Below are 24,204 nucleotides of genomic sequence, written 5' to 3'. Positions count from 1 at the left end.
ATGAACGAGCACCTGCCGCCCTGGCTCGCCCAGAACACCGTCGCCGTGCGCGTCGTGCTGGTCCTGACCCTGCTGGTGGGCCTCGCCTACCCGCTGGTCCTGACGGCCGCCGCCCAGGTGCCGGGCCTCAAGGGCAGGGCCGAGGGCTCCGAGGTCACCGGCGCCGACGGCGAGGACGTGGGCAGCTCCCTGATCGGCCAGTCCTTCACCGACGCCGAGGGCAAGCCCCTCACGCGGTACTTCCAGTCCCGTCCCTCCCACGCCGGTACGGGCTACGACGGCGCCGCGTCCGGCGCCGGGAACCAGGGTCCCGAGTCCGTCGTGGACGCCGAGGGCAAGCCGAGCCTGCTGACGCTCGTGTGCGGGCGCAGCAAGGCCGTCGGCGAACTGGAGGGCGTGGACGGCGCCCGGCCGTTCTGCACGCCCGACGGGGTCGGCGCGGTCCTCGGCGTCTTCCGCGAGGACGGCACCACCGGCCGCGTCACGCGGGTCGTCAGCCTCAACCAGGCCTGCCCGGCCAAGCCGTTCCGGGCCACGTACAAGGGCGTCGACGTCGAGTGCGCCACGTCCGGCGCCGACTACGGCCGCGCCCTGACGGTTCCGGTACGCGGCGGCGCCCCCGCCGACCCGAAGGTCCCGGCGGACGCGGTCACCGCGAGCGCCAGCGGCCTCGACCCGCACATCAGCCCCGCGTACGCGAGGCTCCAGGCGCCACGCGTGGCCCGGGAGCGGGGCGCCGATGCCGACGCCGTGCGCGCGCTCGTCTCCGCGCACACGACCGGGCGCTCGCTCGGGGTGCTCGGTGAGCCGGGCGTGAACGTCGTGAAGCTCAACATCGCCCTCGACCGCGCGTACCCCGTGAAGTCGTCCTCCTCCTCGAAGCAGGGAGCCTGACCATGGCGGCCTGGATCCAGGCATCGCTCGTCCTCGCCGTGGTCGTGGGCCTGCACGTGCCCCTCGGCGACTACATGGCCCGCGTCCTCGACGGGGGCGGGCACGGGCGGGCGGAGAAGGCGGTGTACCGCGTCTGCGGCATCGCCCCCGACAAGGAGCAGAACTGGCGCAACTACCTGACCGCGCTGCTCGCCTTCACGTTCATGAGCATCGCGGCGTTGTTCGCCCTGTTCTCCCTCCAGGACAAGCTGCCCTGGTCGACGGGGCACGAGGGCATGCCGTGGCGGCTCGCGCTGCACACGGCGGTGTCCTTCACCACCAACACCAGCTGGCAGAACTACGCGGGTGAGTCCACGACCGGGCACCTCGCCGTGATGGCGGGCCTCGGCGTGCAGGCCTTCGCGTCGGCGGCGGTCGGCATCTGTGTGGCGCTCGTCCTCATCCGCGGTCTGACGCGCCGTTCGACGGACGACCTCGGCAACTTCTGGGTCGACCTGCTGCGTGTCGTCTTCCGTGTCCTGGTTCCCGTCGCGGTGGTCGGCGGCCTCGTCCTCATGGCGGGCGGTGTGATCCAGAGCCTGGGCGGCGGGCACACCGTCGACACGGTCGCGGGCGCCGAGCAGACGCTGCTGGACGGCCCGGTCGCGTCGTGGGAGCCGGTGAAGCTGTTCTCCGGCGACGGCGGCGGCGTCTTCAACGCCTCCAGCGCGCACCCCTTCGAGAACCCGACGGCGTGGACCAACGCCTTCGAGATCGTGCTGATGCTCGTCATCCCGACGGCCTGCATCCGCATGTTCGGGCGGATGATCGGCAGTCTGAAGCAGAGCTGGACGCTCCTGACGGTCGTCGGGATCCTCTTCGGCCTGCTGCTCGCGGCGGGTTCGATCGCCCAGAGCGCGCACACGGGCACCGTCACCGAGGCGGTCGGCGGCCCGCACGAGGGCACGGAGACCCGCATCGGCGTCCCCGGCTCCACGCTGTTCGGTGTGGCGGCCACGGGCTCGGCGGACGGCGCGGCGAACTCCGCCTACGACAGCTTCTCCAGCCTCGGCGGCGGCGTGCTGCTGTCCGCGATGATGCTCGGCGAGATCGCGCCGGGCGGCACGGGCAGCGGTCTGTACGGCCTGGTCGTCGTGGTCCTGGTGGCCGTCTTCATCGGCGGTCTGATGGTGGGCCGCACGCCCGAGTACCTGCGCAAGCGCATCGGCTTCGGCGAGATGCGCTGGGTCGTGGTGTACGCCCTGATCCCGCCGACGGTGATCCTCGGCTGCACGGGCATCGCGCTCGCCACCGGCAACGGCCAGTCCTCCATGGGCAATCCGGGCGCGCACGGGCTCACCGAGCTGATCTACGCGTACACCAGCAACACCAACAGCAACGGCAGCTCGATGGCGGGCTTCAACGGCGCCACCGACTTCCACAACCTCCTGATGGTGTGCGCGATGATGGCGGGCCGCTACCTCCCCATGATCTGCGTCCTCGCCCTCGCGGGGCGCCTGGCGAAGCAGCAGCCCGGCGTGGTCACGGTCGGCACGCTGCGCGCCCAGGGCCCGAACTTCGTGGTCCTGGCGACGGCGGCGTCCCTCGTCCTGGCGCTGCTCAACTTCCTGCCGGCGCTGTCGCTGGGGGCGGTGGCCGACGGGTTGATGTAGCGCGCGGAGTCGGGGTGCCGCCGTCCGCGTGGCACCCCGTACGCCTGGGCCGAGGCCCCGGGGCTTCACCAGGGCCCGGTCCAGTCCCCCACCCCATGGGTCGTCCCGGCCGGAGCACCGCCCCGTTCCAGGTCGCCCGTCTGGAACCGCATCAGGCGGCGGCGCACGTCCTGGGCCTCGTCCGGGCGGTCCAGGGCCGTGAGGGTGCGCGCGTGCAGGTCGACGGCCTCGGGCAGGCGCGAGCCGAGCCGACCGGGCTTGCTCGCCAGCGGCCACAGCAGCGCCACGGCCTCCTCGATCGTGGCCAGCGCCTGGGACAGCTCCCGGCCCTGGGTGAGACGCATCCAGGTGATGGTGCACAACAGCCCCGCCAGGTCCGCTCGTTCGCGGTCCCCGCCGGTCGCAGCGAACCTTCCCCGCAGGTCGATCGCCTCGCTCCAGGCGAGGTGCGCCCGGGCGTGCTGCCCCGCCCTGAACGCCTCCAGGCCGAGGCTCTCCACCGAGGCGGCCAGGGCCGGTTCGTACTGTCGCGGGTGGCGCCCGGCGAGGCGGCGCCGGATGGCCGCGGTCTCCTCGAGGACCTGACAGGCCTCGGCCCGGTGCTTCGGGGGCGCGAGGCAGGCGCCGAGATTCAGCAGGGCCGCCGAGAGGTCCTCCTCGTACGCGGCGGGGCTGACCTCGGCGAGGCGGCGCAGCACGGCCACGGCTTCACGGGCGGCTTCGCGCGCCTGGACGGGCCGGGACACATGGGCCGAGCGGCGGCTCAGGTTGACGAGCGCGGAGGCCAGGGCGGGTTCGTGGGTGTACGGGTTGGTGCGGGCCAGGTCGCGCTGGATCGCCACCGCCTCCTGGGCGGCGGTGTGGGCCTCCTCCCTGCGCCCCGCGTGCGACAGACAGATCGCCAGGTTCGCCAACGTCGCGGCGAGCGGGGCCCGCTGGGCCGCGGGGACGTCGGGTCCGGCCTCGGCGACCAGTCGGCGGCGGATCTCCACGGCTTCCTGCACGGTGTCGAGTGCCTGCGCCCACTGGCCCTCGGTCGCCAGGTCCGCGGCGTGGTTGGACAGCGCGAGGGCGAGCGCGTCGGCGTGCCTGCCGGGCTGTTCGTCGCCCAGCGCGCGCAGCAGGCGGACGGCCTGCCCGGTGGCCGCGAGAGCGTCCGCGAACTGGCCGTCCTTGGCCAGATAGACGCCCACGTCGCAGAGCCCGACGGCGAACGAGGGCTCCGCGGCATCGGTGTGCGCGGTGCTCATGCCGCGCCGGATCGCCATGGCCCGCCGACCGGACTTCAGCGCCTGGTCGTGCAGGCCCGCGTGGGACTGGCGCTGGGCGAGCGCGTTCAGGAGCCGTGCCTGTTCCTCCGGGTCCCGGGTGCGGCCGAGCCGGTGGTCGGCGAGGCGCTGGGCGAGGGCGGCGGCACCGGAGTTGAGGTCGGTGTGGGGGCCGTCGGGCAGATGGGCCTCGATCCCCTCCAGGACCTCCGGATCCAGGTCGGCGATCTCGCTGAGCGTGGCCAGGGTCGCCCCGCCCGCCGCGACCCCGAGCTCCGGCCGTTCCCGGAGCAGGGGCCCGAGCTGCGCCTCCCGCACGTGGGGCCAGCGCGCCGCCGTGGCGACCAGGGTGGCGAGGACGCGCCGCCGGCACGGCAGCGCAACGCCGTCGAGGAGGCGGCGGGGCGCGTCCAGCGCCCATGGGTCGGGGGCGAAGTCGTCTATGCCGTGTCCGGCGACGCTCAGCGCGAGGAAGTCCTCGGCGAGGCGGTCCGGATAGAGGGGTTCCAGGACGGTGCCGCCGGTGCCGCCCCCGTCGGCCGGGTACGACAGGGCATGGTCCTTGAGGATCTGGTCGGCGTGCTCGCCGGAGCCGACGCCGATGCGGGACAGCACGCCCAGGGCTTCGCGGTAGCTGAGCGCGCTCGTCATCGCCGCGGTGTAGACGACCTGCCCGAAGGCGTGCGGGGTGATCCGGACGCGCGCGTTGCCGTGCAGCGTCTCCCAGTGGGCGCGCTCGCGTGCCAGCAGGTACGCGGAGACCGCCGCCGCGCCGTCGGGCGCGGCCCGGCCCCTCCGGTGGGCGTCCACGGCAGCGAGCGCGGCCATGTGGACGGCGAGGACCTGGCGGTACTCGGGGTCGGCGCTCAGCCCCTCCGGCGGGCTGACGGCGTGCGCATCGCGTACGCCGAGGGCCTGGGCGAAGCAGTCGCGTGCGGTGCGGAACAGGGCCTGAGACGAGACCCCGGCGTCGTCGGAGAGCCCGGGCAGCGCCAGGTCGGACGCCGGGATGTCGAAGTCGCCGAGGCGGTGCACGAGGTGCTGCCACCAGGTGCCGCGCGGCCGGGCGACGAGCAGCACGCGCACGCGGCCGCCCTGGCGCACGGCGTCGAGGAGCAGCTCGATCAGGTCGGCCGTGGGCCAGCGCTCCGCGTAGTCGACGACCATCAGGACGCCCGTCCCGGCGTCCGCCCGCCCGCCGATCGGCACGGAGGACGACAGCAGGCCCGCTGTCACGTGCCGCGCCTGCAGCACGCGCCAGCCGTCCGCATGGCTGCTCCGCGCGAACCGCTCGGCGATCCGCGACTTGCCCTGGCCGCCGGGGCCGTGCACCAGGAACGCCGTGACCCGGTCGGGCCCGTCGCGCCACGCGGCGAGGCGGGCCAGTTCGTCGTGGCGGCCGGTGAAGTCGACGAGGGCGTACCGGGCGTCGAGCAGTCGGGCGGGCTGCTGCCGCACCCAGGTGTCGGAGATCGCCGGTCTGGTCAGCGGGAAGGCCGACACGGCGTAGAGCGGTCGCTCCGCGCCCAGGTGGACCGCGTTGATCTCGCGCGCCTGAATCACTGACCCATGGATCGTCGCGCCCTCGATCCACTGCCGATGCACCGTCACCTCGGCCCCTGCCGTCCCACCTTGGTCCTCCGTCACCCGCTCGTCACGAGCACCCCATCGTCGCGAGCGCCGGAATCAGCCGACTGCGAATCGGCCAAAGTGTCCATCGGCGGTTCCCGCCATGCTAATCCGGAGTTCACCAGGGTCTCGTGCCGGTGTCGCACCGGGCGGCTGCTACGGCCGTGTGAACAGCGTGTGGCAGGGCGACGGGTGGCGCCCCGGGCCGTTGACGGGGTCGAAAGTCCGGTGCTCAACTGTCCGCATGTTCCCTTCGCTGCCGCTGGTCTCACGCGGCCACATCGACTTCTGTCGGGTGTGGTCGGCCGCGTGTCCTGCCTCTTGCTGATCCGGCAGCGGGCTTCTTCCTGATCCGGCAGCGGGCCGTCTGACCGGCCCTTCCCCCTTCCCTTCCCGGCCGCGTTCCCGTGTCGCCGACACGCCTGCCACGTGCGGCAGTTCGGGACGCCCCCGCACCTCTGCTCCAGCGCACCCCAACGCTGCCACCGCACCGCGCCCGGTCGTGCCCCCACACGCCCGCGGCCGCTCATCCCGCGTACGAAAGGCCCTGTCATGCCCGTGGAGTTCCTCGGCATCGCCGCGACCAACGACGGCTCGGAGACAACGCCGCGCTCCGGTGTCTCCTTCGACAAGGAGTACACCCTGCGGCTCGCCCGGGCCCACGAGGACCACGGCTGGGACCGGGTCCTGTTCGCGTACGGATCCGGCTCGCCGATCCCCGCGGCCGCCGCCGGGTATCTGGCGGCGAAGGTCGACTCGCTGCAGATCCTGCTCGCGCACCGGCCCAACGTGTCGTACCCGACGTACGCCGCACGGACGTTCGCGACGCTCGACCAGGTCAGCGACGGGCGGCTCACCGTCCACTTCATCACCGGCGGCAGCGACCACGAGCAGCGCCGCGAGGGCGACACGCTCACCAAGGACGAGCGCTACGCCCGCACCCGCGAGTACATCGAGGTCGTCAAGAAGGTCTGGACGCGGCACGAGGCCTTCGACCACGAGGGCGGGCACTACCGGTTCCAGGACTTCGTCAGCGATGTCTTCCCCGTCCAACAGCCGCACCCGGGCGTTTCGTTCGGCGGCTCGTCGCCCGCGGCGTACGCGGCGGGCGGCGCCGAAGCGGACATCTACTGCCTGTGGGGCGAACCGCTGGCGCAGACCGCGCAGCAGATCGAGGAGGTCGCCCGGGCCGCCCGCGCGGCGAAGCGCACGGACGTGCCGCGGATCCAGGTCGCCTTCCGGCCCATCATCGCGCCGACGGAGGAGCTGGCCTGGGAGAAGGCGCACCGCACCGTCGGTGCGATACGCGAGCGGCGCGCGGGCGGGCAGTCCCGCACGCGCCGCCACGCGGCCGACTCCCCCGAGAACACCGGCTCCCAGCGCCTCATCGCCATCGCCGAGCAGGGCGAGCGCTTCGACCGCGCCCTGTGGACGCCGACCGCCGCGGCCACCGGCGGCGCGGGCAACTCCAACGCCCTGGTCGGCACCCCGGAGACCGTCGCGCAGGCGCTGCTCGACTACTACGACCTGGGCGTGGACATCCTGTCCGCCCGCGGCTACGACCTGCTCGACGACGCCATCGACTTCGGCCGGTACGTCATCCCGATCGTCCGCGAGGAGGTCGCCAAGCGCGACCGGGAGCGGGCCGAGCGCGGCCCGCAGACGCTGGAGCGCACGCTCAGCGGACTGGCGGTGGCCGGATGACGTCGGTCGCCGAGCCCGCGCACCAGGGCCTCACGGTGGTGCGGGCCGCCGTCGGTGATCCGCTGGTGCGGCCGATGCTGCGCGAGCTGGGCGACGAGTACTCCGCCCGCTACGGCAAGGACGCGCACGCCGAGCTGCTGCGCTATCCCGCCGGGGAGTTCGCGCCGCCCCACGGCTCGCTGCTGCTGCTCGTGGCCGATGGCGAGGCGGTGGCCGGGGGTGCCTTCCGGCGCCACGAGGCCCCGGGCACCGCCGAGTTCAAGCGCATCTGGACGCACTCCGCGCACCGCAGGCGCGGACTGGCGCGGCGGGTCGTGGCGGAACTCGAGCGCGAGGCCGCGGCGCGCGGCTACCGGCGCGCCTACCTCACCACCGGGCCGCGCCAGCCCGAGGCCCGCGAGCTGTATCTGGCCACCGGCTACACGCCGCTGTTCGACACCGGGGCGGATCCGGAGTCCATCGGGCCGCTGCCGTTCGAGAAGCAGCTGGAGAAGCCATGAGCACCGAGGTCCAGCCGGGCGCCGGACCGAAGCCGAGCGCCGGGGCCCGGACGCACACCAAGGAACCGTCGGCCCCGTCGGCGGCCGGTACCGAGCCGACCGTCGTCCCCGCCCGGCACTACTGGCGCTGGGCGGCCGGTGTCGCCGTCCTCGTCCTGCTCGCGCAGTTCGCCCACGGCCTGGTCACCAACCCGGCGTGGGAGTGGGAGGTCTTCTTCCGCTATCTGCTGGCCGACAGCGTGCTGCGCGCGGTCTGGGTGACGCTGCAACTGACGGTGTACGGCACGGCGCTCGGCTTCGCCCTCGGCCTCGTCATCACCCTGATGCGGCTTTCGCGCAGCCCGCTCCTCGCGGGCGTCGCCTGGCTGTACGTGTGGGCGTTCCGCTCCATCCCGCTCATCGTGCAGCTGCTGTTCTGGTTCAACCTGGCCTACCTGTACGAGGAGTTGGGGATCGGCATCCCCTTCGGCCCGGTCGTGTGGAGCTTCGGCACCATGCATCTCGTCGGGGCGATGTCGGCGGCCGTCATCGGCCTCGCGCTGCATCAGGCCGCGTACGCCGCCGAGATCCTGCGCGGGGGTTTCCTCGCCGTGGAGCCGGGCCAGTTGGAGGCGGCGGCCGCGCTCGGCATCCCCCGTCTCCGCCAGCTGCGCCGGATCGTGCTGCCGCAGGCGATGCGTTCGGTCCTGCCGAACGCCGCCAACGAGATCGTCTCGCTCTTCAAGGGCACCTCGATCGTCTCGGTGATGGCGATCGGCGAGCTGTTCTACCAGGTGCAGGTGATCTACGGCCGCAACGGCCGGGTGGTGCCGCTCCTCATGGTCGCCACCGCCTGGTACGTCGTCCTGACGACGCTGCTCTCCATCGTCCAGTACTACGTGGAGCGGCGCTTCGCGCGCGGCGCCGACCGCACTCCCCCGCCCACACCTCTCCAGCGCGCCCGCGCGCTCACCCGCACCCTCACGACCCTCAAGAACCGCGGGACCCTCGCGTCCCTTCAGCCCCACCGGGAGAACCGATGAGCACGAGCCCCGTGATGGTGGACATCCGCGGCGTCCACAAGAACTTCGGCACGCACGAGGTCCTGCGCGGCATCGACCTGGAGGTGCGCGCGGGTGAGGTCACCGTCGTCATCGGCCCCTCCGGCTCCGGCAAGTCCACGCTGCTGCGCGCCATCAACCACCTGGAGAAGCTGAACCGGGGCTCGGTCAGCATCGACGGCGAGCTGGTGGGCTACCGGCGGCGCGGCGACAAGCTGTACGAGCTCAAGGAGCGGGAGATCCTGCGCCAGCGCACCCGCATCGGCTTCGTCTTCCAGAACTTCAATCTGTTCCCGCACCTCACGGTCCTGGAGAACATCACCGAGGCACCCGTCTCCGCGCTGCGCAGGCCGCGCGCCGAGGCCAGGGAGCGGGCGGAGGCGCTGCTCGCCCGGGTGGGGCTCGCGGACAAGGCGGACGCCTATCCGCGGCAGCTGTCCGGCGGGCAGCAGCAGCGGGTCGCCATCGCCCGCGCGCTCGCCCTCGAACCCCGGGTGCTGCTCTTCGACGAGCCGACGTCCGCGCTCGACCCGGAGCTGGTCGGGGAGGTCCTCGACGTCATCAAGGACGTCGCCCGGGCCGGCACCACGATGATCGTCGTCACGCACGAGATCGGGTTCGCCCGCGAGGTCGCCGACACGGTGGTCTTCATGGACGACGGGGTGATCGTCGAACAGGGTCCGCCCGGCGACGTCCTGGACCGCCCGCGCCACGAACGCACCCAGGCGTTCCTGTCCAAGGTCCTGTAGGGACCAGCCAAGCTCCACGGTCCTGTAGGGACCAGCCAAGCCCCGAGGAGTTCCCCGTGCCCACCCGCACCACCCCCCTCAGCCGCCGCTCCGCCCTCACCTTCGCCCTGGCCTCCGCGCTCGCCCTCACCACCGCCGCCTGCGGCACGCCCGACGACGAGGGCACGGAGAACGCGGGCCGCGCCGAGCCCGGCACCAAGGGCGCCGCGGTCAATCTCAGCCCCGACCAGAAACGCCTCAGAGCCAAGAAGGTCGACGCCATCGCCCGGCTCGTACCGAAGCGCGTCCGGGACCGGGGCACCCTCGAGGTCGTCTCGTCTGCGGGTTCGGTGCCGCCGCTGACGTTCTACGCCACCGACGACAAGACCGTCATCGGTGTGGAGACGGACATCGCCCACCTCGTCGCCGACGTGCTCGGCCTCCGGGTCCGCGCGCACGCGGTGGACTGGGCGAACATCTTCGTCGGCCTGGACAGCGGGAAGTACGACGTCGGCTTCAGCAACATCACCGTCACGGAGGAGCGCAAGGAGAAGTACGACTTCGCGACGTACCGCCTCGACACCATCTCCTTCGAGGCGAAGAAGGGGCGCGGCTGGAAGGTGAAGGGCCCCAAGGACGTGGCGGGCCGCGTCATCGGGGTCTCCTCCGGCACCAACCAGGAGAAGCTGCTCGTCGACTGGAGCAAGCAGAACGTGAAGGCGGGCCGCGAGGCCACCGACATCAAGTACTTCCAGAACACCAGCGACTACTACCTCGCGCTCGGCTCGGGCCGCATCGACGCCTATCTGGGCCCCAACCCCGTCGCCGCCCACCACGCGCTCAGCACCGGCAAGACCGAGGTCATCGGCAGCTTCTCGGGGGCGGGCGACGGACTCCAGGGCAAGATCGCCGCCACCACGAAGAAGGACAACGGCCTGGTGACGGCGCTTCACCAGGCGCTGGAGCACCTCATCGACGAGGGGAGCTACGGTCGGGTCCTCAGGCGCTGGGGCCTTACGGACGAGGCGGTCCCTTCCTCGGAGCTGAATCCGCGGGGGCTGCCGAAGAGCTCATGAATCGTTGCTGCCGTCGGTGAGCATGGTGAGCAGACTGCGATGACGGGTCTCGACGTGATCGCTGATCCGAGCGACGAGCGCCATGCGCTCTCTGAAGATCAGCCACCTGAAGACGAGCCGGGACTGCTCCAGGCTGAGCCGGGGCAGGTCCCGGTCGAGCAGTTCGATCAGGATGGGCGCGAGACGCCGGGTGACCGCCTCCGACGAGGCGAGGACCGGAAAGGCCGCACCGATCCTGCGGTACGAGTCCACGATCTCCTCGGCGGTCAGCTCCGATCCGCCCATCAGCCACAGCCGGAGCAGGTCGTGTGCGGTGGAGGTGGCGAGCCGGGTCCGGTCGCCGCTGAACGTCGTCACCAGCGGCCCCAGTGACTCGAACAACGGCCGCAGCGCCTGCAGCACGACACCGTCGTTCGTCCCGGCCGAGATATCCATCTTGTGCCAGATCTCGTTCCAGTACGTGCGGTGCCAGACGGTGTGCCCCTCCTCCCACGGGGCCCGATACAGCCAGTAGGCGTCCACCTGGTCCGGTGCGCCCAACTCGCCCCGTTCGACGTCCACTTCGAGATCCCGCTCCCGCCCCTGCCTGGTGCGCCGCACCCGCAGCGAGACCGCGAGGTCGGTCCACTCCGCCTCGTTGAGGGAGGATCGCCACAGCAGCGCGTGCCGGTGCCACGAGCTGCCCGCGTCGCCCCCGGACGGAAACAGCGCGCCGGCCGTGGTGCCGCCGGTCAGCAGCAGGGCGAGCACCATCAGATTGGCGCTGTAGATGCCGTGCCGTGAAGCGACCCGGATGCGTCGCGGGAGGTACGTCGCGTACGGCTGATCGGCACGCAGCTCCCGCTCCTCCATGACCCGTATGACGAGGGGGCCCAGGGTCGCCCGCTCCGCCGTCGGGAGCCGTTCGACGCGGGCACGGGCGAAGCGGAGCATCTGCCGGGTGAAGAGCGGCGCGAAGGAGAGCAGGGCGAACATCAAGTCGTCGTTGAGCGGCTCGCGGCCCGTCGAGAGGACGGGGCGGTGGTCGCGCAGGCCGGACACGAGCCGCACGGCGAGGCGGACCGCCAGATACTCCCCGAACGTCGCGTGCAGGAACTCGTAGGTGGACAGCGTCTGGCCGTCCCTGATCGACTGCGCGCGCTGCACGAAGAAGAACCGCCCGAAGGCGGCCTCGGCCTGCCCGAGCGGTGCGCGCAGCCCGGAGTGCCGTGTCGAGGCCCGCCCGATGAGCGCCGCAAGGTCCTCGTCGAGCTCGGCGGTCGACACCCACTGGCGCCGCCGGTTCAGTATCGCGAAGGCCACGAGCGAGAGCCGTTCCAGCTCCTCCTCGACCCGCTGCTCCACCTCGGTCTCGGAGACCCGGGTGTCCTTCCACACCTCGCGCCGCGCGAAGGAGCCGAGCAGCGCTTCGTAGAGATCGGCCTCGTCCAGAGGGCGTTCGTCCTCGCCGTGCAGGTCGTTCCCCGCGGCCTGGTACAGGGCGAGCATGGTGAGGAGCAGCGGCTGTCCGGCCAGGGCGCGGTGCGGTGCGACGGCGTCCCAGGTGAGCGGGGGCAGCCCCATGGCCTGGAAGTTCATGGCGTTGGTGAGGTTCCACTGCGCGATCCAGAGCTTGATCTGCTCCTCTTGGAAGGGTTCGAGGCGCAGGGCGACGGTGCCCTGCGGATAGCGCGCCCGGTCGGCGACCGCGGTCCGGCTGGTGACCACGGCCAGGACCGGACGCCCCTGCTCCGCCTCGCGCTCCTGGAACCGGGCCACCCGCACCAGGAAGTCGTTCTGGTGCACCCCGGTGGTCTGAAGGAGTTCGTCGAAGCCGTCGAGGAGCACGACCGGCACCGCGGCGCCCGCCGAGCGCACCAGGTCGGGCCAGGTGGCCCGCTCTCCGGTGGCCTCGCGGATGGCCTGCTCGATCTGGTCCTGAATCTCGTCGTCCGCGCGTACGTCGCGCAGGGCGACCCGCACCGGCAGGAATCCCGCCGCCGGAAGCCGGGCCGCGAGGATCCGCATCAGCACGGACTTCCCGGCGCCGGGCTGGCCGAGCACGAGCAGCGGGGCGGCCGTCAGGCCCTCCGACGTCAGCGCACCGGCGAGGTATCCGGTCAGGTCCTGCCGGACCGGGGCGCGCGCCCACCACTCCTCGTCCGCGGGACTGCCCTGCCCGTCCACGGCCCGCACCCGGAAGTCGGGGTCGAGGTACGCCTGGGCCAGGGTCGGCACCAGGATGCCCTCGGGGGCCTCCTGGGCGTCGAGGATCCGCTGCTCCAGCGCCGACTGGTGCGCCCGGGAGAGGGCGCCCGCGACGTCCACCGGGCGCTGGCGGAGTGCGGCGCTCGCGGCCAGGGCCCGCTCCAGACCGGCGAGCGCCCTGCGCAGTTCGGCGCGCGTGGCCTGGTGTTCCACCTGGCCCGACCAGAAGCCGAACTCCGGTGCTTCGAGGGCGAGCCGCGCGTACAGGGCCTCGTACTCCTGGACGGCGAGGACCGGCACCACGACGCGCACGGTGTGGGCGGCCGCGGCACCGGCGGCATCGTCCAGCCCCTCCCACACGGCGAGCCCCCGCAGGAAGTCGAGCATCCGCATCGCCAAGTGTTCGTACCAGCCGCGGAGTTCGACGACATGGTTCTCGTAGGGCAGGTGCGGTGCGGGGCGTGGCGCGTCGACCCCTGCCGCGTCCTGCGTGAAGCCCTCGCCCGAGGGGAAACCGCCACCGGCCACCAGCATCTGCTCCCGGCCGGTCAACGCCACCTCGTCCAGGGAGAAGGGCAGTTCGACCTTCTCCAGGGCGTCGAAGAAGGCGAGGACGACGATCACTGTGTGGGCCGCCTCCAGGACGGCGGTGCGCTCCACCCGGCCGTCGGTGTGCCCCAGGCGCTCCCGCAGACCGCGCCAGGCGTCGAGCCCCAGGCCGAGCACCCTGCCCCGGGCGTCGAACATGCCGAGCACGCCGCCGCTGAGGCCGCCGGTGGCCAGGTTCAGCGCGCCGCCCAGGGCGCGGTCGAGCGCCGCCACGGCGGGCGGGTCCCCGCCCAGGAGTTTCAGCGCGTCCCCGAACGACAGCAACCTGCGCGGCGTCAACCAATCCCCCTGAGCGTGCGTTCCGCGGTCTTCGGGATCAGCCTGACACGAATGGAGCAGCCAGGACCCCCGTTTCGCCGCGCATCGGTGGCGTCCGTTCCGGCAGGGCGGATCGACCGAGCGAGCCCTCTTGTTGCCGGTCGGGGCTTCTGCTTGACTCCGCCCGCCGGAGCGCCACCTCACGGGCGGAGGAACCCTGATGGACATCACCCGCAGACGCCTGCTCTCCGCGCTGTCGGCGACGGGACTCCTCGCCGTGGTCCCGGCGGGACCGGTGGGCGCGGCGGCCGCCGCCGAAGGGGTGGCACGGCTGCGCGCCAACACCGTGGCGGTGTTCGCCGGGACGCCCGAGTCCAACGCCCGCCCTGAGACCGCCGCGAAGCTCGCCGCCGTCGACAGGGCGGCCCGGACGAACCTCAAGGCGATGGACGACGCGGGCGCGGGCGAGCTGTTCGCCGGTCTGGCCCTCGGCACGGACGACGCGAACCTGTACACCGCCTACCGGTGGCTGTACGAGATCGCCCTCGCCACCCGCGCCCACGGCGGCGGCCTGTACGGGGACACGGCCGCGCGGCGGCGTGTGATCGACGGCCTGGTGTGGCTCCACGAGCGGTACTACGGCGATCAGTCGAAGGGCTATTACGGCAACTGGTTCAACTGGGAGATCGGCATGTCCCAGCAGGTCAGCAAGACCCTGGTCCTGCTGTACGACGAGGTGCTCGCCCAGCGCCCGGACCTCGTGCGCACCTATGTCGCCTCCATGGACGCCTATCTGCGCAACGGCACCGGCGGCGACGTGAACCTCGACTCGCGCTTCCACACCGGCGCGAACCTCGCCGACATCACCACCAACCGCGTCCTGCAGGGCGCGCTCCTGGACGACACCGCCCGCATCCGCAAGGCCCTCACCGACCAGCTGACGGTGTTCGCCACCATCGACCCATATCACCTCAACCACGGTGTCACGGACGGCTATTACGCCGACGGATCGTTCATCCAGCACGCCTCCGTGGCGTACACCGGCTCCTACGGCAAGGGGCTGCTGACCCGGGTCGTGCAGACGCTGAAGATCCTGGACGGCACGGGCTTCGCGCACGGCGAGGAGCTGGTGCCCGTGGTGCACGGGTGGGTGCGGAACGGGTTCGCGCCGCTGATCTTCGAGGGCTGGATGATGGAGATCGTCAAGGGGCGCGCGGTGTCGCGGACCGACTCGGGCTACACGGACGTCGCCGTCGTCGTCGAGGCCGCCGTCGACCTCTCCTCGCTCGCCGACGGCGCCGTGGCCACCGCCCTGAAGGGCTATGTGAAGCACCTCCGCGAGACCTCCCGCGCCACGCTCGACCCGGCCCGCTTCGTCTCCCCGATCAGCGTCGTGCGGTACGCCGACATCCTCGCCGACGCGTCCGTCCCCGCGGCCGACCTCAACCCCGCCGCGCGCAGCGTCGCCTTCAACGCGATGGACAAGACCGTGCACCGCAGACCCGGCTACGCCTTCGCGCTGTCCCGCAGCTCGGCGCGGATCAGCAAGTACGAGTACATGAACGGCGAGAACCTCATGCCCTGGTTCCAGGGCGAGGGCGCGCACTACCTCTATCTGTCGGGGCAGGACCAGACCCGGGCGTACGGAGTGGACTACTTCACCACGGTGTCGCCGTACGCACTCGGGGGTGTCACCGCCCCTGCCGAACAGCGGCGCACCGTACCGGAGTTGTACGGCAAGCCGTACTACGACAACCCCGGGCACCCGCTGAACTTCACGTCCTCGTCGGAGTCGCAGAACAAGTACGTCTACTTCCCGCGCGGCACCCACGCGCACTCCGGCGGCGCGGTGCTCGGGGCGTACGGCGCGGCCGGGATGGTGCAGTCCAGCGATGTCGCCTTCCAGGACAGGGAGTTGCTGCCGGACGACTTCGTGGTGCATCGCAACGCGGCGGCCACCAAGTCGTGGTTCCTGTTCGACGACGAGATCGTCGTTCTCGCGGCGGGGGTGGGCGATGCGGCCGGGCGGGCGGTGACGACGGCCGTCGACGCGCGGATCGCGGCACCGGACGACGCGGTGTCCGTCACGGGGGTGCGCGACGACGGGCGGCCCTGGTCCGGCCCGGGCACGGCGGAGCTGCGCTGGCTGCGGTACGCCAACGCCACGCAGGGCACCGCCGTCGGCTATCTCTTCCTCGACGCGCCGCCGGTGCGGGTCGCCCTGGACCGGGTGACGCGCAGCCGCCGCGTCGTGCGCACCGCGAACCCGGACACGGCGGTGACCCGCCAGGTCCTCGGCGTGTCCGTGGACCAGGCGGCCGGGGCGCGCCCGATCCGTCTCGCCTACGCGCTGGTCCCGAACGCGGACGAGTCCCGGCTGCGGTCGTACGCGAAGGGGCCCCTGCGTGTCCTCGCCAACTCCGCCCGCGTGCAAGCAGTGTCCCACCGCGGCCTGGGTCTCACGGCCCTCAACACCTTCGCCTCGGGCCGCCACGAGGTCGGGGACCTGCGCGTCACGGGCCCGTCGTCCCTCCTCGTCCGCCGCCCGCCGGGCTCCGCCCCGACGTCCCTCGCCGTGTCCGACCCGACCATGCGGAGGGACACGGTCAGCGTGCTGCTGCGCGGGCGACGGCTGCGGGAGGTGACGGCGGACGAGGGGGTGCGGGTGCGGGCGGTGCCCGAGGGCACCCGTATCGACGTCACCACGCGCCACGCGTACGGCCGGAGCTTCACGGTGACGCTGCGCGGGCCGCGCTGACACCGCCCCTTCGTCACGCGGCCACCGCGTCGTGGTGGATCGGTGTGTGCGCCCCGCGCAGGGGCACGCCCGTCCCGCCACGGCGCGCGGCGACGATCTCCGCCGCGATGGACAGCGCCGTCTCCTCGGGCGTCCGGGCGCCTAGGTCGAGCCCGATGGGCGAGTGCAGCCGGGCCAGCTCGCTCTCGGTGACCCCGGCGTCCCGCAGCCGGGCGTTGCGGTCCTCGTGGGTGCGCCGCGACCCCATCGCGCCGACGAAGGCGACCGGCATCCGCAGGGCCCGCACCAGCACCGGCACGTCGAACTTGGCGTCGTGCGTGAGCACGCACAGCACGGTGCGCGCGTCGGTGTCGGTGCGCTCCAGATAGCGGTGCGGCCAGTCGACGACGATCTCGTCGGCCTCGGGGAAGCGGCCGGGCGTGGCGAAGACGGACCGGGCGTCGCACAAGGTCACGTGATACCCGAGGAACTTGCCCGCCCGCACCAGCGCCGCCGCGAAGTCCACGGCCCCGAACACGATCATGCGCGGCGGCGGCACGCTCGACTCGACGAGCAGGGTGAGCCCGCCGGGGCAGTGCGCGCCGTCCTCGGACACCTCCACGGTCCCGGTCCGGCCCGCGTCGAGCAGCGCCCGCGCCTCGGCGGCCGCGGTGCGGTCCAGGCCCCGCTCCCCGCCGAGCCCGCCCTCGTGCGTGCCGTCGGGCCGCACCAGGAGCGCACCGCCCAGGAGGTCGTCCGGGCCCCGGGCGACCCGGACGAGCGCCGCGGTCCGCCCGGCGGCGGCCTCGTCGAGGGCCGCCGTGTACAGCGGGCGGTCCGGGGCGTCGACGCCGACCGGGGTGATGAGGATGTCGATGACGCCGCCGCAGGTCAGGCCGACGGCGAAGGCGTCGTCGTCGCTGTACCCGAAGCGTTCGAGGACGCTGTGGCCGTCGTCGAGGGCCTGGGCGCACAGGTCGTAGACGGCTCCTTCGACGCAGCCGCCGGACACGGAGCCGATGACGGTGCCCCCGCGGTCGACGGCGAGGGCGGCCCCGGGCGGCCGCGGCGCGCTGCCGCCGACGGCCACGACGGTGGCCACGGCGAACTCCCTGCCCTCCGCGGCCCACCGGCGCAGCTCGTCGGCGATGTCAAGCACGGGTCCGCCCTTCGAGCCGGACGCCCGCGCCGAGCACCCGGTCGGGGCGGATCGGCAGCGCGCGGTGGCGGACGCCGGTGGCGTGCCAGACGGCGTTGGCGATGGCCGCGGCGCCGCCGACGATGCCGATCTCGCCGATGCCCTTGATGCCGACCGGGTCGCCGGGGGCGGGCTCGCCGATCCAGTCCGCCTCGATGACGGGGACGTCGGCGTTGGCGGCGAAGTGGTAGCCCGCGAGGTCGCCGTTGGCGAGGGCGCCCGACGCGCGGTCCCTGACGGCCTCCTCGTGCAGGGCCATGGACAGGCCCCAGATCATGCCGCCGATCAGCTGGCTGCGTGCGGTGAGGGGGTTGACGATGCGGCCGGCGGCGAAGATGCCGAGCATGCGGCGCACCCGCACCTCGCCGGTGCCGACGTCGACGGCGACCTCGGCGAACTGGGCGCCGTAGGAGTGCCGTTCGAGCTCGGCCTGGGCGCCGACGGCCTCGGTGGTGTCGGAGCGGACGGTGATGCCCTCCGGCGGGATGTCCGCGCCGAGGGCGAGGCGTTCCCGCAGTTCGGTGATGGCGGCCATGACGGCCCAGGACCACGACCGGGTCCCCATGGAGCCGCCGGACAGCCAGGCCTGGCCGAGGTCGCTGTCGCCGATCCGCACCCGGACCCGCTCCGTCGGCACGTCGAGCGCTTCGGCGGCCACCTGGGCGAGCGCGGTGCGGGCGCCCGTGCCGACGTCGGCCGCGTTGATCCGCACGGTGAAGGTGTCGTCCGCCTCGGCGGTGACCGCGGCGGTCGACGGGGCGGCACCGGCGGGGAAGGTGGCCGCGGCCGTGCCCGTGCCGATGAGCCAGCGGCCTTCGCGGCGCACGCCGGGGCGCGCGTCGCGGTCGGCCCAGCCGAAGCGGCGGGCGCCCTCGTGGAAGCAGGCGAGCAGGTCGTTGTCCTCGAAGGGCAGCCCCGTGACGGGGCCGACGGTGGGTTCGTTGCGGGCGCGCAGCTCGATCGGGTCGAGGCCGCACTTCTCGGCGAGCTCGTCGAGGGCGGACTCCAGGGCGAACGACCCGGGTGCCTCTCCCGGCGCGCGCATGAACGTCGGCGTGGGCACGTCGAGCGGCACGACGTGGTTGGCGGTGCGGTGCGCGTCGGCGTCGTACAGGGCCCGGCCGAACGCGCTGCTCGCCTCGACGAACTCGGTCAGGGTCGAGGTGAGCGAGACCCCGTCGTGGTCGAAGGCGCGCAGCCGTCCGTCGGCGTCGGCGCCGAGCCTGACGCGCTGGGCGGTGGGGCTGCGGTAGCCGATGAGGGAGAACATCTGACGGCGGGTCAGGACGACGCGGACGGGGCGACCGATGACGGTGGTCGCCATCACGGCGAGCACGTTGTGGGCGCGCGCCAGGGCCTTGGAGCCGAAGCCGCCGCCGATGTGCTCCGAGCGCACCCGCACCGACGCGGGGTCGAGCTGGAACAGCGCGGCGATGTCGTGGGCCGTGGCGAACGTGCCCTGGCTGGAGTCGACGATCTCCAGGCGCCCGTTGTCCCAGCGCGCCATCGCCGCGTGCGGCTCCATGGCGTTGTGGTGCTGTTCGGGCGTGCTGTAGCGCTCGTCCACGAGCACGGCGGAGGCGGCGAGTTCGGTGTCCAGGTCGCCCTTCTCCGTGACCGCGGCGCCCATGGCGCTCGCTTCCGGCGTGTAGCGCGCGGGGTGGTCGGCGTGGAAGTCGACGTCGTGCGGCTCGGTGTCGTACTCGACGACCAGCGCCTCGGCGGCCTCCCTGGCCTGTTCGGAGGTCTCGGCGACGACGAACGCCACCGGCCAGCCGATGTGCGGCACCCGGTCGCGCTGGAGGATCTCCGCGACCGGGTCGGGCCCGAACTGCCCGACGAAGTTCTCCTGGAGCCGGGGCGCGTTGCCGTGGTGGAGGACGGCGAGCACGCCGGGCATCCGCAGGACGGGTCCTTCGTCGACGGAGCGGACGCGGCCGCGGGCGACGGTGGACACGACGATCCAGCCGTGGGCGAGGTCGGCGTGGGGCACCTCGCCCGAATAGCGGGCCTCTCCGGTGACCTTGGCGAGGCCCTCGATACGGGTGCGGGCGGCGCCGACGGCGCCCTTGCCCCGGGTCGTTCCGGTGGCGGTGGTCATCGGGCGGCCCCCTCGGTCGCTTCGGTCAGCTCGCTCAGCAGGGCCACGGTCAGGTTGCGCAGGAGCGGCACCTTGTAGCCGTTGTCGGACAGGGGCTCGGCGGCGGCCAGTTCGGCGTCCGCGGCGGCGGCGAAGGCGGTGGCGGTGGCCGGTCCGCCGGTCAGGGCCGCCTCGGCCGCCCGCGCCCGCCACGGCCGGGACGCGACCGCCCCGTAGGCGAGTCGCACCTCGCGTACGACACCGTCCTGGACGTCGAGCGCGGCGGCGATCGAGCCGATGGCGAAGGCGTACGAGGCGCGCTCGCGGACCTTGCGGTAGCGCGAGTGGGCGGCGACGGCGGCGGGCGGCAGGGTGATGCCGGTGATGAGGGCGCCGGGCGGCAGCGCGGTCTCGCGGTGCGGGGTGTCGCCGACGGGCAGGTAGAAGTCCGCCAGGGGCGTCTCGCCGGGACCGTCGACGGTCTCGTACGAGATGACCGCGTCGAACGCCGCGAGTGCCACCGCCATGTCGGAGGGGTGGGTGGCGACGCAGTGCGCGGAGGCACCGAGGATCGCGTGGTTGTGGTGCTCGCCCTCGCGGGCGGAGCAACCACTGCCGGGCACGCGCTTGTTGCAGGGCCTGGCCGTGTCGGTGAAGTAGCCGCAGCGGGTGCGCTGGAGCAGGTTCCCGCCGACGGTGGCCATGTTGCGCAGTTGCCCGGAGGCGCCCGCGAGGACGGCCTGGGTGAGCGCGGGGTAGCGGCGGCGGACCTCGGGGTGGGCGGCGAGGTCGCTGTTGGTGACGGTCGCGCCGACGCGCAGGCCGCCGTCGGCCGTCACCTCGATGCCGTCGAGGGGCAGTTCCCGCACGTCGACGAGGAGCGCGGGCCGTTCGACGCCGGACTTCATCAGGTCGACGAGGTTGGTGCCGCCGCCGAGGAAGCGGGCCTCGGGGTCGGCGCCGAGCAGGGCGACCGCTCCGGCGACGTCGTGGGCGCGCTGGTATCCGAACTCCCTCATGCCGCCGCCTCCTTGGCCGCGGTGTCGTCGGCCCGCATCTCGTCGGCGGCGCGGGCGACCGCCCGCACGATGGACACGTACGCCCCGCAGCGGCAGAGGTTGCCGCTCATGCGTTCGCGGATCTCGTCCGGGTCGAGCGGCGGGGCCGCCTCGGGCCGGACGTCGGCGGTGGCGGCGCTCGGCCAGCCCGCCGCGTGTTCCTCGATGACCGCGATGGCGGAGCAGATCTGGCCCGGTGTGCAGTAGCCGCACTGGTAGCCGTCGAGGTCGAGGAAGGCCTGCTGGACCGGGTGCAGCCGGTCGCCGTCGGCGACGCCCTCGATGGTGGTGATCTCGCGGCCGTCGGCGGCGACCGCGAGCTGCAGACAGGACAGGCTGCGGCGGCCGTCGACGAGGACCGTGCAGGCACCGCACTGGCCCTGGTCGCAGCCCTTCTTCGTGCCGGTCAGGTCCAGGCGCTCGCGCAGCGCGTCGAGCAGGGTGGTGCGGTGGTCGACGGGGAGCGTGTGCTTCTCGCCGTTGACGTTCAGGGTGATGCCGCTGGACGTCGTGGTGGCGCCGGGCGTCGGTGGAGCCATGGTCGGCCTTCTTTCGCGGTTGCTGGTGCGGTGCGCGACGGGCGCCGGAGTGCTGGGGCGGCGCGGGAAGGGGAGCTTCGGGAGGTGGGCGGTGTCCGGAAACTGACGTGGGTGCGGGGAGGCGGCCAGGCTGAAGCGGAAGGGCGGGCGCCGCGCGCGGCGGCGTCTCCTCGGAGGTTCAGGGCAGGCGTCCTGGTGAGGGCGCCGAGCGCTGCCTGCGGTCGGGTGTCACCGGCCGTCTGCATCCGGCCACACCTGACGCTATGGTGGAGTGGACTCAAACGGACAGCTGTCCGCTACCCGTGGAAATTTAGCGGACACCTGTCCGCTTAGCAAGGCCGTTCCTCGCCCGGCGCGGGACGCGTGCCCCCGAACCGACTGGAGGACGACGAGTGCGGGAGAAGCGCGAGACACCCCTGCGCTCGGACGCGCAGCGCAACCGCGAGCGCATTCTGGCTGTCGCGCTCGAGGAGCTGACGCGGTCCGGCGACGCCCCGCTGAGCGCGATCGCCAAGAAGGCCGGCGTCGGACAGGGCACGTTCTACCGCCATTTCCCGAGCCGCGAGGCACTGGTCCTGGAGGTCTACCGGAACGAGGTACGGCAGGTGGCCGACGCGGCCGCGCGGCTCCTTGAGACCCGGCCGCCGGAGTGCGCGCTGCGGGAGTGGATGGACCACCTCGCCCGGTACGCGATGACCAAGGTGGGCCTCGCCGACGCGATGCGGGTGGCGACCACCAGCCACGGCACGCTGATCAGCGTGGCGCACGGCCCGCTGACATCGGCGATCACGCTGTTGCTCGACGCCAACGAGGAGGCGGGCACGATCCGTTCGGGCGTCACCGCCGACGACTTCCTGCTGGCCATCGCCGGGCTGTGGCAGATCGACCCGCACCAGGAGTGGCAGCCGCGCGCCGGGCGCCTGCTCGACCTCGTCATGGACGGCCTGCGGTCCGGCGCGCCGGGAGGCCGGGCTCCGGCCACGGACGGCTAGCGGCTCCCTGGCGGGCCTGCCGCCAACGGGCTCCGCTGCGGACCGGCCACCGGCGGCCCCGCCCCCCCGGTCACCGCCAGCGCCCCTCCTTGCACACCTGCTGAATCGCCGTCACCAGTTGGTCGCGGTGCGGCTGCGCCGCGCGGTCCAGCTCCAGCGCGAACGGCAGCACCGCGCCGTCGGGCCGAGTGATCCGGCGCGGCGGCGCGACCAGGCCCATCTCCTCGGCCGCCGCGGCGACGATCTCGGCGCCGAGCCCGCAGAAGCGGTTGGAGTCGTCGATGACGACGAGGCGCCCGGTGCGGTTCACGGACGCGGCCAGGCCCTGCCAGTCGAACGGGTACACCGTGCGCGGGTCGAACACCTCCACCGACACCTCGTCGGCCAGTTCCTCCGCCACCTCCACGGCCTGCCCCACGAACTGGCCGACCGCCACCACCGTGACGTCCGCCCCCGCCCGCGCCACATGGCCGACGCCGAGCGGCAGCGGCGCGAGCTCGGCGAGGTTCACGCTCTCGAAGCTCATCGACGAGGCCGCCGGGGTGAGCACCACGACCGGGTCGTCGTCACGGATCGCCGACACCATGAGGCCGTAGGCGTCCGCGGGTCCCGACGGCACCACGGTCTTCAGGCCGACGTGCGCGAACAGGCTGTACGGCTGGTCGGAGTGCTGGCCCGCCCAGCCGGTCCGGGAGCCGGACCCGGGCACCAGATAGGTGACCGGCACCTTCACCTGACCACCCGTCATGAGCGAGAACTTGTGCGCCTGGTTGGCGATCTGCTCGAAGACCAGGAACATCAGCGACGGGATCTGGAACTCGATGACGGGCCGGTGCCCGGACAGGGCGGCGCCGGTGGCGAAGCTGGTGAACGCCTGCTCCGACAGCGGGGTGTCGACGATCCGCTCCGGGCCGAAGCGCTGCACGAGCCCCTTGGTGACGTTGGCGACGCCCACCCGGATGTCCTCGCCGAACACGCAGACGTCGGGATCCCGCTCCAGCTCGTCGCCCAGGGCACGGGTGAGCGCGGTCAGATAGCCGAGCTTAGGCATGGGTGCTCACTCCCGCCCGGGGCCGCAGGCCCGTCGCGTACAGATGGTCGAGTGCGTCGGCGGGGTCGGGTCTCGGGCTGTCGAGCGCGAACCGCACCGCCGCTTCGAGGGCGGCCTCCACCTCGTCGTCGACGCGGGCGCGCTCGCCCTCCGGGATCCGGTCGGCCTGGATCCGCACGGGGTCGCGGCGGCGGCCCTCGTCCACCTGCTCGGGGGTGCGGTAGCGCACGAACGACCGGTGCTCCCAGGTGTGATGGGCGTCGAACCGGTAGGTGCGGCACTCCAGGAACGCCGGTCCCCCGCCCGCCCTGGCCCGCTCGGCGTGCTCCCGCGTGGCGGCGGCCACGGCCTCGGCGTCCATGCCGTCGACCGTCTCGGCGGGAATCCCGAAGGCGGCGGCGCGCCCCACGATCGTGCCCGCGACCATGTCCTCCACGGTGGCCGTCGAGGAGTAGCCGTTGTTCTCGCACACGAAGAGGACCGGGAGCCGCCACAGTGACGCCAGGTTGAGGGACTCCAGGACGACGCCCTGGCTGACCGCGCCGTCGCCGAAGAAGCTCACGGCGACCCGGTCGGCACCCGCGCGCGCCGCCGCCCACGCGGCACCCGTCGCGATCGGGGCACCGGCGCCGACGATGCCGTTCGCGCCGAGGATGCCGAGGCCGACGTCGGCGGCGTGCATGGAGCCACCGCGCCCCTTGTTCAGTCCCGTCGTGCGGCCCATCAGCTCGGCCGTCATGCGGTTCAGGTCGGCGCCCTTGGCCAGGACGTGGCCGTGGCCCCGGTGGGTGCTGGTGACGACGTCGTCGGGGCGCAGCACCGCGCACACCCCGGCGGCCACGGCCTCCTGGCCGATGTAGGGGTGGATGCCGCCGACGATCTCGCCCGCCTTCACCAGCTCGATACAGCGCTCCTCGAAGCGGCGGATCAGCCGCATGGTGCGGTAGAGCGCCACCGCGTCCGGACCCGGTCCACCGGTGTCCGCTGAGGCTTGGGGCATGCTG

General features: G+C 73.1%; 17 protein-coding genes. 9 read left to right on the top strand and 8 right to left on the bottom strand.

Going from position 1 to position 24,204, the window contains the following annotated elements:
* A complete protein-coding gene (locus ACZ6AA_RS27415) occupies positions 1-894 on the top strand; it encodes a potassium-transporting ATPase subunit C (RefSeq protein ID WP_471460585.1) in 894 nt (297 codons plus the stop codon).
* Positions 895-896: 2 nt separating this feature from the next.
* Positions 897-2,546 (top strand): potassium-transporting ATPase subunit KdpA, encoded by a 1,650-nt coding sequence (gene kdpA, locus ACZ6AA_RS27410; protein ID WP_471460584.1) that lies wholly within the window; start codon positions 897-899, stop codon positions 2,544-2,546.
* Positions 2,547-2,611: 65 nt separating this feature from the next.
* Here the strand turns inward: kdpA and ACZ6AA_RS27405 are convergent, their stop codons facing one another.
* Positions 2,612-5,425, bottom strand: coding sequence for a tetratricopeptide repeat protein (locus tag ACZ6AA_RS27405; protein WP_471460583.1), 2,814 nt, complete (start codon positions 5,423-5,425; stop codon positions 2,612-2,614).
* 570 nt (positions 5,426-5,995) lie between these two features.
* On the opposite strand from ACZ6AA_RS27405, the gene ACZ6AA_RS27400 reads away from it, so the two are divergent.
* Genes ACZ6AA_RS27400 through ACZ6AA_RS27380 form a run of 5 tightly spaced genes read left to right on the top strand, consistent with a single transcriptional unit; the run spans position 5,996 to position 10,491 of the window.
* Positions 5,996-7,147, top strand: coding sequence for an LLM class flavin-dependent oxidoreductase (locus ACZ6AA_RS27400; RefSeq protein WP_471460581.1), 1,152 nt, complete (start codon positions 5,996-5,998; stop codon positions 7,145-7,147).
* A complete protein-coding gene (locus ACZ6AA_RS27395) occupies positions 7,144-7,647 on the top strand; it encodes a GNAT family N-acetyltransferase (protein WP_471460576.1) in 504 nt (167 codons plus the stop codon). The genes ACZ6AA_RS27400 and ACZ6AA_RS27395 overlap by 4 nt, the downstream gene beginning before the upstream one ends.
* Positions 7,644-8,669 carry an amino acid ABC transporter permease gene (locus tag ACZ6AA_RS27390; RefSeq protein WP_471460573.1) on the top strand — a complete coding sequence of 342 codons (1,026 nt, stop codon included), beginning with the start codon at positions 7,644-7,646 and terminating at the stop codon, positions 8,667-8,669. The genes ACZ6AA_RS27395 and ACZ6AA_RS27390 overlap by 4 nt, the downstream gene beginning before the upstream one ends.
* A complete protein-coding gene (locus ACZ6AA_RS27385; protein ID WP_468456470.1) occupies positions 8,666-9,436 on the top strand; it encodes an amino acid ABC transporter ATP-binding protein in 771 nt (256 codons plus the stop codon). Before ACZ6AA_RS27390 ends, ACZ6AA_RS27385 begins: the two co-directional genes overlap by 4 nt.
* Positions 9,437-9,492: 56 nt before the next feature.
* Positions 9,493-10,491 carry an ABC transporter substrate-binding protein gene (locus ACZ6AA_RS27380; protein WP_471460570.1) on the top strand — a complete coding sequence of 333 codons (999 nt, stop codon included), beginning with the start codon at positions 9,493-9,495 and terminating at the stop codon, positions 10,489-10,491.
* On the opposite strand, the gene ACZ6AA_RS27375 is transcribed toward ACZ6AA_RS27380, so the two are convergent.
* Positions 10,486-13,566 carry an NACHT domain-containing protein gene (locus tag ACZ6AA_RS27375; RefSeq protein ID WP_468482715.1) on the bottom strand — a complete coding sequence of 1,027 codons (3,081 nt, stop codon included), beginning with the start codon at positions 13,564-13,566 and terminating at the stop codon, positions 10,486-10,488. The two genes, ACZ6AA_RS27380 and ACZ6AA_RS27375, sit on opposite strands and share 6 nt — an antisense overlap.
* A gap of 199 nt (positions 13,567-13,765) precedes the next feature.
* Between ACZ6AA_RS27375 and ACZ6AA_RS27370 the strand changes: the two genes are divergently transcribed.
* Positions 13,766-16,303 (top strand): polysaccharide lyase family 8 super-sandwich domain-containing protein, encoded by a 2,538-nt coding sequence (locus tag ACZ6AA_RS27370; protein WP_468456464.1) that lies wholly within the window; start codon positions 13,766-13,768, stop codon positions 16,301-16,303.
* Between the two features lie 13 nt (positions 16,304-16,316).
* Here the strand turns inward: ACZ6AA_RS27370 and ACZ6AA_RS27365 are convergent, their stop codons facing one another.
* From ACZ6AA_RS27365 to ACZ6AA_RS27350, 4 genes are read right to left on the bottom strand one after another with little or no spacing between them, the layout of a single operon-like run.
* Entirely contained in the window at positions 16,317-17,441 is a 1,125-nt protein-coding gene (locus ACZ6AA_RS27365) for an XdhC family protein (protein WP_468456462.1), read from the bottom strand.
* Entirely contained in the window at positions 17,434-19,581 is a 2,148-nt protein-coding gene (locus tag ACZ6AA_RS27360; protein ID WP_468456460.1) for a xanthine dehydrogenase family protein molybdopterin-binding subunit, read from the bottom strand. Before ACZ6AA_RS27360 ends, ACZ6AA_RS27365 begins: the two co-directional genes overlap by 8 nt.
* Complete coding sequence (locus ACZ6AA_RS27355) at positions 19,578-20,579, bottom strand: FAD binding domain-containing protein (protein ID WP_471460565.1); 1,002 nt, start codon at positions 20,577-20,579, stop codon at positions 19,578-19,580. The genes ACZ6AA_RS27360 and ACZ6AA_RS27355 overlap by 4 nt, the downstream gene beginning before the upstream one ends.
* Positions 20,576-21,157 carry a (2Fe-2S)-binding protein gene (locus ACZ6AA_RS27350; protein WP_468456456.1) on the bottom strand — a complete coding sequence of 194 codons (582 nt, stop codon included), beginning with the start codon at positions 21,155-21,157 and terminating at the stop codon, positions 20,576-20,578. The genes ACZ6AA_RS27355 and ACZ6AA_RS27350 overlap by 4 nt, the downstream gene beginning before the upstream one ends.
* A 392-nt stretch (positions 21,158-21,549) precedes the next feature.
* Between ACZ6AA_RS27350 and ACZ6AA_RS27345 the strand changes: the two genes are divergently transcribed.
* Positions 21,550-22,149, top strand: coding sequence for a TetR/AcrR family transcriptional regulator (locus ACZ6AA_RS27345; protein ID WP_468456454.1), 600 nt, complete (start codon positions 21,550-21,552; stop codon positions 22,147-22,149).
* 70 nt (positions 22,150-22,219) lie between these two features.
* Here the strand turns inward: ACZ6AA_RS27345 and ACZ6AA_RS27340 are convergent, their stop codons facing one another.
* Together ACZ6AA_RS27340 and ACZ6AA_RS27335 are read right to left on the bottom strand one after the other, a co-directional pair.
* Positions 22,220-23,200, bottom strand: a complete 981-nt coding sequence (locus ACZ6AA_RS27340; protein WP_468456452.1) for an alpha-ketoacid dehydrogenase subunit beta — start codon at positions 23,198-23,200, stop codon at positions 22,220-22,222.
* Complete coding sequence (locus tag ACZ6AA_RS27335; RefSeq protein ID WP_471460562.1) at positions 23,193-24,200, bottom strand: thiamine pyrophosphate-dependent dehydrogenase E1 component subunit alpha; 1,008 nt, start codon at positions 24,198-24,200, stop codon at positions 23,193-23,195. The genes ACZ6AA_RS27340 and ACZ6AA_RS27335 overlap by 8 nt, the downstream gene beginning before the upstream one ends.
* Positions 24,201-24,204: the final 4 nt, after the last annotated feature.

This window comes from Streptomyces sp. NPDC040610 (genome assembly GCF_055594065.1).
The sequence above is the reverse complement of the archived record's forward strand: the minus strand, read 5'-3'. Positions and strand labels throughout refer to the sequence as shown.